Consider the following 15270-nt stretch of genomic DNA (forward strand, 5'->3'; position numbering starts at 1 on the left):
CGTATCACGAAACGGATTGCACGATGCGCAACATAAAATTCCCCATCGGGCGCCGGGGGCACACGGGGCGATGGATGCCGTCGAGCCGGTCGGCCGTGGAAGCCGTCGCCCGTTCGCTCACCTCGCCGCGGTTCGAGGTCCTGCCCACGGCGGGCGCTGCGGAACTCGTCGCACAGCACCTCCCGCCGGGGCGCATCGTGACGGTCACCGCTTCCCCCTCCCGCGGCCTGGAGGCCACTCTCGCCCTCGCGGAAGGGCTCAGCGCGCTCGGGTACCGGGCAGTTCCGCACCTGGCCGCTCGTATGGTCACCGATGCGGAGGAGCTGGCTGAGATCGTGACCCGCCTGCGCGCGGCGGGCATCGACGAGGTGTTCATCCCCAGCGGCGACGCCGCGGAAGCCGGGGCCTATCCCGACGCCTTCAGCCTGCTGCATGCCCTGGACGAGCTCGGGCGCCCGTTCGCCTCCACGGGCATCACGGCCTACCCGGAGTCGCATCCCACGATCCCGGACGATATGACGATCCAGGCGATGTGGGACAAACGCGAACTCGCCACCACGATGGTGAGCAACATGACCTTCGACCCGCAGGTGGTCCAGACCTGGCTGACGCGGGTGCGACGCCGCGGTGTGACCCTGCCGCTGTGGCTGGGGATCCCCGGCCCGGTCAGCACGGCCCAGCTGCTGCGTGTCGCCTCCCGTATCGGCGTCGGCGACTCAACCCGCTTCCTGACCAAGCATCCTCGTGCCGTCATGAGGCTCCTACGACCCGACGGGTTCTCCAGCGAGTCCTTCCTGCGGCACCTCGGGCCCGCCCTGGCCCGGGAGGAATCGCGGATCGCGGGGCTCCACGTCTTCACCTTCAACCATGTGGCAGAGGCCGAGACATGGCGCACCGACCTCTTGAGCCGCCTCGGGAAGGAGCACCACCTTCCTGCCTGAATTTCCAGCGTGAACCACTGCCGAGCAGCCGCAACCCGCCACGGGGAGCACTCACCGCATCCGCCCTCAACCGACGAAACACCAGGAGCACCCCATGAGCCACAACGTCCCGTCGGTCGACCAGTCCGACCGCCTCGTCCCGATCAACCTGCGCCAGTCCGGCCGGACCCCGGTCGAGATGCTCATCGACACCCGCGTGCGCAAGTCCCCGTACTGGCACCTCTCCGCGGAAGCGGGCTGCTGGCGCGCGTCCGTCTACAACCGCATGTACCACCCGCGCGGTTACGTCCGCCCCGAGGACGGCGGGGCGATGGTGGAGTACGACTCCCTCGTGAATCACGTGACGATGTGGAACGTCGCGGTGGAGCGCCAGATCCAGATCAAGGGCCCCGACGCCGCGGCATTCGTCGACTTCGTGATCACCCGCGATGCCACCAAGATCCCGCCGATGCGGGCGCGCTACGTCATCCTGTGCAACGAGGCCGGCGGCATCCTCAACGACCCGGTGCTCCTGCGCATCGCCGAGGACGAGTACTGGTTCAGCCTGTCGGACTCGGACCTGATGTTCTGGCTCCAGGGCGTCAACGTCGGCCGTCGCTTCGACGTCGACATCCACGAGATCGACGTCGCCCCGGTCCAGATCCAGGGTCCGAAGTCCGTCGATCTGATGGCCGATCTCTTCGGACCGGAGATCGCCGAGATCCCCTCCTACGGCCTGTACGCGGGAACGCTCGCCGGGTGCGACGTCATCGTGTCCCAGACGGGCTTCTCCGGCGAGAAGGGCTACGAGATCTACCTCTACGACGCCTCCCTGCACGCCGAGACGTTGTGGAACGCGGTGCTCGAGGCGGGCCGGCCCCACCAGCTCGCGGTGATCGCCCCGGCGCACCACCGTCGCATCGCGGCCGGCATCCTGTCCTGGGGCCAGGACATGGATCACGAGACGCTGCCGTTCCAGGTGAACCTCGGCTACCAGGTGCCGCGGACCAAGGAAGCCGACTACATCGGCAAGGCCGCGCTGGAACGGGCCCGCGCCGCCCTGGAATCCGGCGAGCCGACCTATACCCACACGCTCGTCGGCCTACGGCTGGGAGGCCGACCGATCGACGACTACGCCCCTGACTTCTGGCTGGTCTCCATCAATCCTGAGGAGGAGCCGATCGGATACGTGACATCGCCGTGGTACTCCCCCGAGCTCGAGGGCAACATCGCGATGGCACACGTCCCCATCGCGCACAGCGCTCTCGGGACGCCGCTGTGGGTCCACCTGCCCGACGAGTACTCCGAGGAGCCCGGTGTCCCGGTACCCGCCGAGGTGGTCGAGATGCCGTTCCGTCCCTCGGTGAACCCCAATCAGCGTGAGCGCCTGCGCTCGCGCGGCCTCGATGCAGCCGTATGAGCCCGGACCGTGACCCGGCCGTGAGGCCCGATGGAGGGAGAACCCCGCGATGACCGTCAACACCGACCGCTCCGCACCGGACGACGAACTCCTGGACGACGGGTCGATCGCCGACTCGGTGACGCCGTGGCCCATCAGCTGGGTCGCGGAGCAGATGCTGGGCCTGCCGGAAGAGGCTCTCGTGCCGCACGGCCGGCACGTGGCCAAGATCGACCGGACCTGGCTCAGGCGGCTCGAAGACGCTCCGCAGGGCCGTCTGGTGCTCGTCACGGGGATCTCCCCCACTCCCGCGGGAGAGGGCAAGACCACGACGACGGTGGGGCTCACCGACGGGTTGCGGCATCTCGGCGTCCGGGCCAGTGCCGCGCTGCGCGAGCCGAGCATGGGGCCGGTCTTCGGGATGAAGGGCGGCGCCGCCGGCGGCGGATGGTCGCAGGTGGTGCCGATGGTCGACATCAACCTCCATTTCACCGGGGATTTCGCGGCGATCGCCTCCGCCAACAACCTGCTGTCCGCTCTGATCGACAATCACCTGCACCAGGGCAACGCCCTGGACATCGACCCGCGGAGGATCACCTGGAAACGGGTGCTCGATGTCAACGACCGGGCGCTGCGGGAAGTCGTGATCGGCCTTGGCGGTCCGTCGAACGGAGTACCCCGCCAGGACGGATGGGACATCGTCGTGGCGAGCGAGCTCATGGCGATCTTCTGCCTGGCGACGTCGCTGACGGACCTGAAGGAACGGATCGGCAGGATCGTCGTCGCGTACACGCGTGACCGCCGGCCCGTCACCGCGGCGGACCTGCAGGCCCAGGAGGCCATGACCATCCTGCTCTCCACGGCGCTGCAGCCGAATCTGGTGCAGACGCTGGAGCACTCCCCGGCGTTCGTCCACGGAGGGCCGTTCGCCAACATCGCCCACGGCTGCAGTTCCGTCCTGGCGACCAGGACCGCCCTGGCCACCTCGGAGGTCGTGGTGACCGAGGCCGGATTCGGTGCGGATCTCGGCGCGGAGAAGTTCATCGACCTCAAGTGCCGGCTCTCCGGGTTGCGTCCGGGTGCCGCGGTGGTCGTCGCGACCGTCCGTGCCCTGAAGTTCCACGGCGGTGTCGCACTGCCCGATCTGCAGGAGGAGGACATCTGCGCGGTGCGGGCGGGGGCGGCGAATCTACGCCGCCACCTGCAGAACCTGCGGGAGGTCTTCCGCATCCCGGCCGTGGTCGCGATCAACCGTTTTCCGCAGGACACCGATGCCGAGATCGCCGCGGTCCGGGAGATCGCCGCCGCCGAAGGGGCCGAGGCCGTCGAGGCCACGCATGCCGCCCACGGCGGCGCCGGTGCCGCGGGCCTGGCCCAGGCGGTGCAGCGCCTGCTGGCCGAGGACGACGGCGAGGTGTCCTTCTGCTACCCGGACGAAGCAGACATGGTCACCAAGGCCGAGGCGGTCGCGCACCGCGTCTACCGGGCCTCGCAGGTGACCTGGAGCGCGACGGCACGGCGGCAGCTGAAGCAGATCGAGACCGACGGATACGGCCACCTGCCCGTCTGCTTCGCCAAGACGCCCTATTCCTTCTCCACGGACCCGAGCCGCCTGGGGGCGCCGGAGGACCACGTCGTCGACATCCGAGAGGTCCGGCTGAGGGCGGGCGCCGGTTTCGTCGTCCTCATGACGGGAGACGTCATGACCATGCCCGGGCTGCCCCGCCGCCCCGCCAGCGCCACGATGTCGATCGAAGAGGATGGCCGAGTGAGCGGACTCTCCTAATATGTTGCGCAATACGCTCGATAAAATCGCGATACGCAACAGACTTGCTATCCTGCCGCCATGAGCACCGAGTCGCAGCAGAACCGAGACACCGGCATCGTGCAGTCGGTGGACCGCGCCGTCACCATCCTCGAGTTCCTCGCCCATGAGGGCGAGGCGGGGGTCACCACGGTGGCAGAGGCCCTCGGCGTGCACAAGAGCACCGCCTTCCGGCTCATCGGGACGCTGGAGGCCCGGGGCATGGTGGAGCAGACGGAGGACCGCGGTAAATACCGTCTCGGCGTCGGCCTGATCCGGATGGCGGGTACGACGGCGGCCCGGATCGACATCGTGCAGGCCTCACGCCCGATCGGCAAACGACTGGCCGCCGATACCGGTGAGACGGTCAATCTGGCCGTGCTGGTCGACGCCTCGGCCCTCTACCTCGACCAGATCGCCGGAGCCGCGACCCTGCAGCCCTACAACTGGGTCGGCCAGCGCATCCCCCTGCACGCCACCAGCAACGGCAAGGTCCTCGCCGCAGCGCTCGAGGCCGACGAGGTGGACCGGCTGCTGCCCGATCTGAAGCGGTATACCGAACGCACCATCACCCGTCGCCGGACGCTGCACCGCGAGCTCGCCGAGGTCCGCCGAGAGGGATACGCCGTGACCGTCGACGAGCTCGAGGAGGGGATGACGGCGCTCGCCGCACCGGTGCGCGATGCCCATGGCGACATCGTCGCCTCCCTCAGCGTGAGCGGCTCGAGCTTCCGCCTCACCCCCGATTCCCGTGAGGAGATCGTGGCGCTGGTCGTCACCGCCGCCGACGAGGTGTCTGAGGCCCTCGGCTGGGTGCCGCCCGTCGACCCGGCGTGAGCGCAGCCGCTCACGCCGGCTGCGTGTCGAGGGCGCGCCGGACCCCTGAGGCCATGGCGAGGCTGTTCAACGGTCCGTCGAAACGGGTTCCGTTGATGTAGACGATCGGAGCGCTGCCGGCTTCGGCCTCCTCCAGATCCAGGTTGTCGTCGTCGACCCGGCCGCGATCGATCTGCCGGTTGATGCGCTCCTCGAATTTCGCGACGTCGAGCCCGACCCGCTCGGCGGCCGCGCTGACCAGGTCGTTGTCGATCTCCGGGCGGATCCGGGTGAGTTCGTCGTGCATCTCCCAGAACCGGCCCTGTGCTCCGGCCGCTTCGAGGGCGAGCGCCGCCGTCCTGGCCGCCTCGGAGGTCGTGTGATGACGGAGGACCATCCGGACCCTGTCCCCCATGACGCGACGCACCTGGGAGAGGGCCTCGGCGGTGTCATGCCGGTAGGCCAGGTTCATCGCCGCGTAGACCACGAGCGTGGCAGGGGCTTGGAGGTCGCCGCGAATGTGATCGGTCTCAGGGTCAACCTCCCGGTCCAGGTGCATGCCCGCCGGTGGAGGCAAGGGCCGGAACCGCTCGCCCGCGCGGAAGACGACCCAGGCGCACAGCAGCGCCACCACAGAGGCCAGTAGCACGCCGACCCGCGCCTGGTCCGCGACCGCGCCGTCGTCGATGGCCAGCCCGACCACCAGCAGGGAGATCGTGAACCCCATCCCGGACAGTGCCGCGGCACCGGCGATACGGGGAAGGTCCAGGCCCGGCAGGCGGGAGGAGGGCACGAGTTTGAGCACGCAGGCAGCGGCGGCCGTGATGCCCACGGCCTTCCCGACCACGAGGCCCAGGACCACGCCCCACGTGAGCTTGGAGGTGAAGGCCGATCCGAGCGCATCGGGCGTCAGCGCGACGCCCGCGTTCGCCAGGGCGAAGAGCGGCACCACGATGTAGTTGACGTACGGCGGCAGCACCGCGGAGAGGCGCTGGTTCAAGGGGACGGAGTAGGAGACCACCGCGCGGACGCTGCGGGCCATATCGGGCTGCGGGGCCTGACGGAAGAGCTGGAACATCCGCGACGCCAGCACCACGTCGCGGCGCCGGGGCGGATAGACCGGCATGATGAGCGCGATCAGGACACCGGCGAGGGTCGCGTGCACGCCCGAGGCGTAGAAGCACGCCCAGGTGTAGATGCCGAGCACGGCATACGGCATGACCCGCCAGACGTTGAGCTTCTGCAGCGCCCACACCCCGGCCAGGCCGAGGATCCCCAGCGCGAGCGCCCAGATATTGAGGTCATCGGTATAGAAGACCGCGATGACCGAGAGCGCGCCGATGTCGTCGACCACCGCCAGCGCCAGCAGGAAGACCTTGAGCCGGGGAGCGTTCCGCGGCCCGATGAGGGCGAGCATGCCGAGTGCGAAGGCCGTATCGGTGGATATCACCGATCCCCAGGCGGTGGAGTACCCCTCTCCCCAGGTGACGAGCAGGAAGATCAGCGCCGGGGCCGCCAGCCCGCCCAGGGCGGCCACCACGGGCAAGATCGCGCGCTCCTTGGTGCGCAGCTCACCCAGCGTGAGCTCGCGACGCACATCCAGGCCGACCATGAAGAAGAACAGGGCCATCAGACCCTCGTCGACCCATTCGCTCAGAGGCAGCTGGAAGGTGAAGGAACCGGTGGTGAACCCGAACTCCGTGCTCCAGACGCTTTCGTAACTGGAGCCGATATTGGCCCACACCAGAGCCGCGACCGTGGCTGCCGCCAGCGCGAGGGCCGAATAGGTCTCGTTGTTCAGCAGGTTCTTGAGACGTACTTTCCTCTGCATCGCACGCCGAAAATCACTTCCGTGGTTACCGTCGCGCGATCCTGGAGCTTCTTCCACGCAGCGAACCCTCCCTCATATGTGCTCGATACCCCAGATGAGAGTCGAAGACCCGGCCGCCCGCGGGGATGGACGACCCGCCTCCCGACTCTACGCCTCCGGTGACAGGCGGCCGGCGGCCTCGGACGGTGACGGGTTTGAACGGCGGCGGCTCGGAACATCGAAGCGGCGGTGCGCGTTGCCCGGGGTGGAAGCAGAGCATCCATCAGTGAGGAGTAGTAGTGAACAACGCAACTCGCACAGCCACCGTGCAGATCCCGGGGACCGATCTGGAGATCTTCCCCGTCAACCTCGGGGGCAACACCTTTGGATGGACCACCGACGAGCGGGAATCCTTCGCCGTACTGGACTCCTTCGTGGAGCAGGGCGGCAACTTCATCGATACGGCGGACGTCTACTCCGCCTGGGCCGAGGGAAATTCCGGCGGCGAGTCCGAGACCGTGCTGGGATCCTGGCTGGCCACCCGAGGCGTGCGGGATCAGGTCGTGATCGCCACCAAGGCCGGCCAGCTGGAAGGCCGCAGCGGGCAGTCCCGGGAGACCGTTCACGCCGCGCTCGATGGCTCGCTCAAGCGCCTCCGCACGGACTACGTCGATCTCTTCTACGCCCACTTCGACGACGAGTCGGTGCGGATCGCAGACCAGGCTCGCACCTACGACGAGCTGGTGCGCGCAGGCAAGGCGCGGCACATCGGGGTCTCGAACTACTCACCCGAACGGATGCGCGAGTGGTTCGAGGTCGCCGCGGCGGAGGGTCTGGCCCAGCCGGTGGCGATCCAGCCGCAGTACAGCCTGGTCCATCGCAAGGACTTCGAGACCGCCTACGCACCGATCGCCCGGGAGTTCGGGGCCGGGGTCTTCTCCTATTTCTCCCTCGCCTCCGGCTTCCTCACCGGCAAGTACCAGACCCAGGAGGACCTGGCGGGCGCGGACCGCGAGTCCATGGCCGAGGGCTACTTCTCGGAGGACGGCCTGAAGACGGTCCGTACCGTCATGGATATCGCCGGGGCCCACGATGTTCCGGCGTCGTCCATCGCCCTGGCCTGGCTGCTGGCCAAGGGGGTCACCGCGCCGATCGCATCGGCACGGAACGAGGAGCAGCTCACCGCGCTGATGGCCGCCCCCTCCGTGCAGCTCTCCGAGGAGGAGGTCCGCCGGCTCGACGACGCCTCCTCGCCGTTCGCCTGAGCGAGGCAGAACAGGCGAAACCGGCTGCGCCGTGTCCCTCGCCGGGAGATACCCGCGAGAGACACCGCGCAGCCGGTGAAGCCGATACGGAAGGGGTGGTCAGCGGTCCTCCGCGAGCTCGCTCTCGGGCAGTCCGAGGACCCCTGCCATCTCCTCGAGCGGCACCTGCTTGGTCTCGGGCATGATCTTGAGGACCCAGAAGAGCTGCAGCACCATGCAGACGAAGAAGATCGCGAAGGCCGTTCCGCCTCCGAAGGCCCCGGAGACGGCGGGGAACGTCCAGGAGATGACGGCGGCGAAGAACCAGTGGGTGAAGCTGCCGAGGGCCTGACCCTGGGCGCGGACCTTGTTGGGGAAGATCTCGGCGATGAAGACCCAGATCACGGAACCCTGGCCGAAGGCGTGAGCGGCGATGAACACGATCAGGCCGACGAGGACGAAGACGGACGAGGCGGGGCTGAAGCCGGCTTCGGGGTCACCCGTGAAGAAGACCAAGGCCACGGCTCCGAGGGAGACCAGGTAGCCGATCGAACCGACGAGCATCAGCTTGCGGCGGCCGATCTTATCGATCACCGTCAGCGCGGCCATCGTGGCGAACAGGTTCACCAGGCCGACGACGACGGACTGCAGCAGCGCCACGTCACCGCTCGCACCTGCCATCTCGAAGATCGAGGGAGCGTAGTAGAGGATCGCGTTGATGCCGGAGAGCTGGTTGAAGGCCGCGATCGCGATCGCGAGCAGGATCACCTTGCGGTAGCGGGAGGTGAACAGATTCACCTTGCCGATGTTCTGATCCCGCAGAGCGGCCTCCTCCATCTCGCGGAACTCCGCGACGAGCTCCTCGCGGGAGCTGGTCAGGCGCGTGAGCACCCCGAAGGCACGGTCACCGAGGCCCTGGATGTAGAGCCAGCGCGGGCTTTCGGGAAGGGTGAAGACCAGGATGAAGAAGACCAGCGCCGGGAGCGCCTCGACGATGAACATCCACCGCCAGGCCACGGAGTCGTCGATGGTCCGCGAGATGACCCAGTTGGACAGGTAGGCCAGGAGAATACCCAGCACCACGTTGAACTGGACGAGGCCCACCAGACGGCCGCGCAGCCGGGCCGGCGAGATCTCGGTGGTATAGATCGGCGCGACCACGCTGGCCGCGCCCACCCCGACGCCGCCGACGAAGCGGGCGATCATGAAGAAGTACCAGCCGGCGGTCGACTCGCTGGCGACCCCGCTGCCGATCGACGAGAAGAAGTACAGGATCGCGATCGCGAACAGCACCTTCTTCCGCCCGTACCGGTTGGAGGGATAACCCGCGAACAACGCACCGATGATGGTGCCGATCAGGGCCGTAGCGACGGTGAAGCCGAGTCCGAAGCCGCCGAGGTCGAAGACCCGCTGAAGCGAGCTGGTCGTTCCCGAGATGACAGCGGTGTCGAAGCCGAACAGCAGACCGCCCAGGGCTGCGACGATCGCGCTGCGCAGGACCAGGCCGTTGGCTCCGCGAGACGCTGCGACCGAGCCTGCGGATGAGGACGACGTAGGGGATGTGGACACGAGGACTCCTTTGTCGGTGTGAGCCACGGGTGGTGGACCCACCTAGTATGTGACTGTCCTCACACCAAAGGAAGAGTCCGCAGGTCACATTGCGTTGCCCAGGGCCGTCGAGCCGCCCTGGACCCAGCTTGTTACGCCCGTCGGGTCACGGCGCCTCGATGACGCCGCACGCCAGCCGGTCACCGGCGTCGCCGGTCGCCGTCGTGTCCTCGTCGGGGCCTTCCGAGGCGTAGCGCTCCGGAATGTTGGCGAAGTTGTCGGGGTCGGCATGGATCATGATGGCGCTGCCGTCGTCGTCCATGAGCAAGGATTCATCCAGGCGGTCGGTGATGACCGTCATCGATCCGCTGCCGTCCTCGTTGACCAGAAGAGTCGGCAGGTCCCCGGCATGACCTGGGTGATCGGCCCCTCCCTCACCGGGTATATGGGATCCGGCGGACAGGAACGCCCCGGTGTCCGAGGGATCGTCAGGCGCAGCGCTTTCGGCTTCGCACTCGCCTACCTGATGAACATGGAACCCGTAGAAACCGGGTTCCAGGTTCTCCACGTCAGCGTCGATCTGAACGCCTCCATCAGTCGGGACCACCCTCACCTCCCCGACGGAACCGCCGTCGACCCCGGCCAGGGCGGCAGTTCCCAAAGGCGCCGATCCTCCTTGGGTCGCCTCCGAAGTCGTCCCGTTCGACTGGGACGTCGCGTCGCCCTCAGGAGTGGCCGTGTCTGCACCATCGCCGTTCGCGCAGGCGCTGAGAGCCAGGACCGCGCCCAGTGACAGCGCCACCAGGCGGAGACGCCCAGGCGGGAGCGGTCGGCTCAGAGCGGATGTGTTCGTGTACGGGGCGGGGGTAGGCATCTTTGTCGTCCTCACTCGGCAGTACTGCCGGATCGTACTGGTTCGTTACCCCTGATCCCGGGCGGGACGCCCGTTCTCAGGCTGCTGACAATTGCTTCGGGCTCCTCCACGACTCCGGGGCGATCCGTCGGTGATCCGTCGGTGATCCGTCAGTGATCCGTCAGTGATCCGTCAGTGATGGTCACCACCGTGGCCGCCGTGGAAAGCCATGATGCTGGCGGGCAGGACCACGAAGGGACGCATCATCGTGTGGTCCTCGTGGTCGAGGATGTGGCAGTGGTACATGAACGACCCGTTCGCCCCGGCGAAGTGCCCCAGCACCGTGACGATCTCACCGGGCCTCACGACCCAGGTCTCCTTCGTCCCGCCGGTGATCGCGTCGATGGGCACCAGGCCCGGCAGGGGCAACGGCTGAGCGGTCGATCCGGTCACGGGATCGAATCCGGGTACGTTGCCCCCAGCGATCCCCCAGGAGCGGCGCTCGATCATCTGGAACGTGGTCATGTGGATGTGGATCGGATGCGCGGGTCCGCCGAGGTGGACGACATGCCACATCGCCCAGTCCTTCTCCGCGAGCAGGATCCGCACGGCGTCGTCGAACAGCTTGGGCCCCGCGCGCAGGATCAGCGGATCGCCGCCCTCCCGCGACAGGCGGATCACCTCCGTGTCGCCGATCTCTTCCGGGGCCAGATGGCTCACGTCCTCGAGTTCCCACATCTGCGGATGCACGTTGCCGCGCGTACCGGGCGGGATCACCCCGATCCAGACGTGCTTGACGTCCTCGATCTTGTCCTTGACGGGGTCGGGGCCGACCACCGGAGCGCCATCGCTGTCCAGGCGCCACCGGTAATAGGCGGGGTTGAGCTTCTTCGGGAGCTTGAAGGGATCCTTGCGCTGCCGCTTGTCCACGGTGAATTGCATCACCGTGGCATCGGGCTGGCCCAGGCGGGGGTTGAGGTTGGTGGCGTTCTCGTTGCGCAGCTCCACCGTGCGCCCGCGCAGGGCCGCGAAATCCACCAGCACATCCGTACGCTCCCCCGGCCCGAGTTCAACGACGCCGTTCGGCGCGATGACGGGCTCGGGCAGGAATCCGCCCTCGGTCCCGATGACCACCAGGGCCTGGGACTTCCGGTCCATCCCGAAGGCAGTCGGATCAGCACCGAAGCCTCCCGCCGGGTTCGACGCCAGATTCGTATCCAGCGGAACCGCTTCGTCGGTGGTGTCGTAGAGCGCGAAGCGGTAGATGCGGGAGTTGGACGCGTTCAGCAGGCGAATGCGGTGCCAGCGGGCCTCCACCCGGTGAGTCGGCCAGATCTTCCCGTTCACGGAGTTGAACGGACCGGTGACGGGGATCTCGGTGGCCGTATCGTCGGCGCCGATACCTGCCTGCTTGTACAGGAACCGCCCCGTGGGCCGGAAGTCCTCCGGGCTGCCGGGCTCCGATTCGAGGTTGCGGTCGGCCACCATCAGCTGCAGCTCGAAGGCACCTGCGGGAAGGCGGAGTCTCTCCTCATTCGCGTCGCGGATCAGATAGAAGCCGGCCAGCCCCGCGTAGACGCTGAAGCGGGTCACCGCCATGGCGTGGTCGTGGTACCACATCGTGCATGCCTCTTGCCGGTTGGGATAGGTGCACCGGGCAGTGTGGCCGGGCAGCATCACGTTGTGCGCCCAGCCGTCGTTGTGACCGTCGGTGAGGGCACCGTGAAGGTGCACGCTCGTGGCGGCGCGGATCCCGTCGGTGCCGGCAAGGCGAGGATAGGCGTTCTCCGGCTGCGGATGCAGGTGGCCGTGGCCATGGTCCTCCTGCGCCATCCCGCCCGGCTGGCCCGCGATGCGGATGGTCTCCCCGATCCCGCTCGGATGCGGTGGCACCCGGACGACGTCATAGGGAAGGCCCGCCGGTTCGTCCTCGAGATGGTCCTGATGGCCGTGGGAATGCCGGCCGTCCTCGGTGAGCGCGTTCCTCCAGTCGATCAGGACGAGGCGATGGGACTGGACTTCGATCGTGGGCCCCGGCATCTTGCCCTCGTAGGTCCAGGCGTCGACGAGGGGCAGATCGGCATGGTGGCGGACCTTTGCGATCTCGGCGGAGACGGAGACCGGGATGCCCCTGGGTCGTTCCCACGCGCGAATGACACTGGGCATGGGCAGGTGGTCGCGGAACTTGCGCAGTCCGAGCGTCGACGCCTCTCCGGGGAAGTGAGATCGAGAAAGCCCCTCCTCCTCGTCGGGGTGCACGATCCCGTCCGGGGCGCCGACCAGGGTGATCTCGGACTGGACCACCGCGCTGCCGGTCTCCGCGTCGTTGCGGAGGAGCTGTTCCTCGCGGTTCCCGGCACCCTCCGGAGGATCTTGGTGAATGTCGTTCTGTGCATCCGTGGATGACGCGGATCGCCCGGATGGTGTCGCCGTTGACATGATGAACCCGATTTCTCAGCTGCCATTATTTCCGCGCCGATTACCGTATATTCCGCGCAGTTCGTCTCTGAATCCGGAAAACGACTATCGGCATATTGGCAACGATTGATCTTTACGATAAAACTGTCAAGGGATCATGAGGCGATTTCACAAGTTCCACGATCAGGGCCGGCGGAACGAACAGGACAGGACCGCCGTTTTGCACAGTTCCCGCAGGCAGGCGGCCCTTGAGCGCATCATTATCCCAACGCAGTCAAGGAATCAGGCCACCCACACGACGCCGATGTACGCGATGGACGTGACAAGAAAAGTCGACAGTGCGGCGAGAGCGAAGGGCCTGAACCCGACCCGCAAGAGGTTCTTGATCCGCACCCCGCAACCGAGAGCGAACATGGCCGCCGCCAGAAGGGCCGTCTGCGCTATCGACCCGAATTCCAGAATAACCTCCGGCAGGGGAACGAAAGACCTCAGAACCACCATTGCCATGAATCCCAGGACGAACAACGGCACGATCGGCGGCAGCTTCGCGTCCGGGCTCCGCTGACCCGAGCGCTCCAGCTCGAGGAGGGATCGCCGTCGTTGAATGCTGATGATCGTGACCACCGGAGCGAGCAGCAGGACACGGGCGAGCTTCACGACGACAGCCGCAGTCAGGGCTCCTCCGCCGATCGCTCCGCCGACGGCGATGACCTGGGCGATCTCCTGGATCGACCCGCCGGCCCACATCCCCGCGCTCTCGTCACTCAGCCCCAGCAGGCTCGCCGCGAACGGCATGAGGGGAATCATGAGCGTCCCGAAGATCACCACGAGGGCGACGGCCGTGACGGCGTCCTCATCCGTCCCGTCGTCCGTCCTGGTCGCCCCCGCCACGCCGGCCACCGCCGCAGCTCCGCAGATGGAGAATCCGCACGCGATGAGCAGGGTGAGGTGGGCGGGCACCCGAAGCGCCCGGCCCATGAGCACCGTGCCGAGCAGGCCCGCGGCCACAATGCCGCCGATGACGAACAGCATCGCAGCACCCAGGCCGGCGATATCGGAGAGCACGAGCTGCAGGCCGAGGAAGACGATGCCCAGGCGCAGCAGCCTCCGGGCGGAGAAGTCGATGCCGCTGGTCGTGGCGGCCGGCAGGCGGAAGATGTTCGCCGTCGCGATTCCCAGAGCCACCGCGATGATCAGGGGACTGGTCCCCGCGAACACCAGGCCGAGTACGCAGGAGAGCCCCGCCGCCGCGAGACACAGCCCCAGCCCGGGAACCAGCGGAGCGGCCTCCCCGGACAGCCGCTTTCGCAGAGAGGGTGAGGCGGGACGTACGTGAAGCATGGTTCCCATCGTCGTCTTGAGCGCCTTAGGCCAGTAGAGGCAAATACCGCCATGGCCACAAGCTAAGGTTGTGGCGACCAATCGGGCGGAGGCCGACATGCATCGAGAACCTGACCTGGAGGCGCTGCGCGCTCTGGCCCTGGTGGCCGAGCAGGGCAGCATCTCATCCGCGAGCTCACAGCTCGGCGTGAGCCAGCAGGCGGTATCGCTGCGCATCAGGAACCTGGAGTCAGATCTGCGCACCCGATTGCTGGTGCGCTCCGCCCGGGGTTCTCGACTCACGCCGTCGGGCGAACTCGTCGTCGGCTGGGCTGCCGGGCTGCTCAGGGCCGCCGATGATTTCACCGGCACCGTCGACTCACTCCGTGCGCACCGAGCGCAGATCATGGACGTTGCGGCGAGCCTCACGGTCGCAGAGCACCTCCTCCCCGAGTGGATCGCGCGGTGGCGCATTCAGCGTGGCGACGACGGCCCGGTGGTTCGGCTCCAGGCCGAGAACAGCAGCGCAGTGATCAACGCCGTTCGTGAAGGCACCGCCGACCTCGGGTTCATCGAGTCCCCGACGGTACCGACGGATCTGGGTTCCAGGACCGTGGGGCACGACAGCATCGAGGTGGTCGTGCAACGCCAGCATCCGTGGGCCAGGAAAGGTGCCGTATCCGCGCGGGAGCTCACCAGGACCGGGCTGGTCCTGCGGGAGAGCGGGAGCGGCACCCGGCAGGCACTGGAGAACGCGATGGCCGAGGCGGGCCACCCTTTGCAGGCGGAGCCGGTGGCCGAGTTCTCCACGACGCTCGGTATTCGCAGCGCCGTCATGGCAGGTGTCGCCCCAGGGGCGCTGAGCTCCCTCGCGGTCTCCGAGGACGTCCGTACGGGACGCCTAGTACGTATCCGGATCAGGAACCTTCAGATCACACGCCCGCTGACGGCCATCTGGGCCGGCTCCGGCCCATCGCGGAATGCGCGAGACTTCCTGGAGGTCATCTCACGAGACGCGAAGGGCTGAGCCCCAGGGCTTTCATGCCCTCCCCCGAATGCTCGGCAGACGAGTGGACCTAAGAAGAAATAAGAAGAAAAAGGGGCGGGGTCTTAGAAGGGTGGTGGGTCGTCCGGGGTG

Annotated in this window: 11 protein-coding genes; 6 read left to right on the forward strand and 5 right to left on the reverse strand. The window is 67.5% G+C overall.

Going from position 1 to position 15270, the window contains the following annotated elements; all coding sequences use genetic code 11:
- The first annotated feature begins 23 nt into the window (after window positions 1-23).
- From FCK90_RS12035 to FCK90_RS12050, 4 genes are all read left to right on the forward strand, one after another.
- On the forward strand, window positions 24-941 hold the full coding sequence (locus FCK90_RS12035; protein WP_246180282.1) for a methylenetetrahydrofolate reductase: 918 nt from the start codon (window positions 24-26) through the stop codon (window positions 939-941).
- A gap of 94 nt (window positions 942-1035) precedes the next feature.
- Window positions 1036-2340: a glycine cleavage T C-terminal barrel domain-containing protein gene (locus FCK90_RS12040; RefSeq protein ID WP_158034539.1), complete on the forward strand. Its 1305-nt coding sequence runs from the start codon at window positions 1036-1038 to the stop codon at window positions 2338-2340.
- A 49-nt stretch (window positions 2341-2389) separates the two neighbouring features.
- Complete coding sequence (locus tag FCK90_RS12045) at window positions 2390-4105, forward strand: formate--tetrahydrofolate ligase (RefSeq protein ID WP_158034540.1); 1716 nt, start codon at window positions 2390-2392, stop codon at window positions 4103-4105.
- Window positions 4106-4165: 60 nt separating this feature from the next.
- Window positions 4166-4960: an IclR family transcriptional regulator gene (locus tag FCK90_RS12050; protein ID WP_158034541.1), complete on the forward strand. Its 795-nt coding sequence runs from the start codon at window positions 4166-4168 to the stop codon at window positions 4958-4960.
- Window positions 4961-4970: 10 nt separating this feature from the next.
- Here the strand turns inward: FCK90_RS12050 and nhaA are convergent, their stop codons facing one another.
- Complete coding sequence (gene nhaA, locus FCK90_RS12055) at window positions 4971-6770, reverse strand: Na+/H+ antiporter NhaA (RefSeq protein WP_158034542.1); 1800 nt, start codon at window positions 6768-6770, stop codon at window positions 4971-4973.
- Window positions 6771-7048: 278 nt separating this feature from the next.
- Between nhaA and FCK90_RS12060 the strand changes: the two genes are divergently transcribed.
- Window positions 7049-8014 carry an aldo/keto reductase gene (locus tag FCK90_RS12060; RefSeq protein WP_220433327.1) on the forward strand — a complete coding sequence of 322 codons (966 nt, stop codon included), beginning with the start codon at window positions 7049-7051 and terminating at the stop codon, window positions 8012-8014.
- Between the two features lie 99 nt (window positions 8015-8113).
- Here the strand turns inward: FCK90_RS12060 and FCK90_RS12065 are convergent, their stop codons facing one another.
- The 4 genes from FCK90_RS12065 to FCK90_RS12080 form a co-directional block, all read right to left on the reverse strand.
- Entirely contained in the window at window positions 8114-9562 is a 1449-nt protein-coding gene (locus FCK90_RS12065; protein WP_158034543.1) for a sugar porter family MFS transporter, read from the reverse strand.
- A 145-nt stretch (window positions 9563-9707) separates the two neighbouring features.
- On the reverse strand, window positions 9708-10202 hold the full coding sequence (locus tag FCK90_RS12070; RefSeq protein WP_246180285.1) for a superoxide dismutase family protein: 495 nt from the start codon (window positions 10200-10202) through the stop codon (window positions 9708-9710).
- 384 nt (window positions 10203-10586) lie between these two features.
- Window positions 10587-12833: a multicopper oxidase family protein gene (locus FCK90_RS12075; protein WP_158034545.1), complete on the reverse strand. Its 2247-nt coding sequence runs from the start codon at window positions 12831-12833 to the stop codon at window positions 10587-10589.
- Between the two features lie 261 nt (window positions 12834-13094).
- Entirely contained in the window at window positions 13095-14153 is a 1059-nt protein-coding gene (locus tag FCK90_RS12080; RefSeq protein ID WP_158034546.1) for a YeiH family protein, read from the reverse strand.
- 97 nt (window positions 14154-14250) lie between these two features.
- Here FCK90_RS12080 and FCK90_RS12085 point away from each other — a divergent pair, with 97 nt between their 5' ends.
- Window positions 14251-15159: a LysR family transcriptional regulator gene (locus tag FCK90_RS12085; protein ID WP_158034547.1), complete on the forward strand. Its 909-nt coding sequence runs from the start codon at window positions 14251-14253 to the stop codon at window positions 15157-15159.
- Window positions 15160-15270 lie beyond the last annotated feature (111 nt).

This window comes from Kocuria coralli (assembly GCF_008831305.1).
Lineage (GTDB): Bacteria > Actinomycetota > Actinomycetes > Actinomycetales > Micrococcaceae > Kocuria > Kocuria coralli.

Bases quoted from the DNA above. Each gene is read 5' to 3' on its own strand.
- FCK90_RS12035 (WP_246180282.1), top strand. From the start codon at position 24: ATGCGCAACATAAAATTCCCCATCGGGCGCCGGGGGCACACGGGGCGA.
- FCK90_RS12040 (WP_158034539.1), top strand. From the start codon at position 1,036: ATGAGCCACAACGTCCCGTCGGTCGACCAGTCCGACCGCCTCGTCCCG.
- FCK90_RS12045 (WP_158034540.1), top strand. From the start codon at position 2,390: ATGACCGTCAACACCGACCGCTCCGCACCGGACGACGAACTCCTGGAC.
- FCK90_RS12050 (WP_158034541.1), top strand. From the start codon at position 4,166: ATGAGCACCGAGTCGCAGCAGAACCGAGACACCGGCATCGTGCAGTCG.
- nhaA (WP_158034542.1), bottom strand. From the start codon at position 6,770: ATGCAGAGGAAAGTACGTCTCAAGAACCTGCTGAACAACGAGACCTAT.
- FCK90_RS12075 (WP_158034545.1), bottom strand. From the start codon at position 12,833: ATGTCAACGGCGACACCATCCGGGCGATCCGCGTCATCCACGGATGCA.
- FCK90_RS12080 (WP_158034546.1), bottom strand. From the start codon at position 14,153: ATGCTTCACGTACGTCCCGCCTCACCCTCTCTGCGAAAGCGGCTGTCC.
- FCK90_RS12085 (WP_158034547.1), top strand. From the start codon at position 14,251: ATGCATCGAGAACCTGACCTGGAGGCGCTGCGCGCTCTGGCCCTGGTG.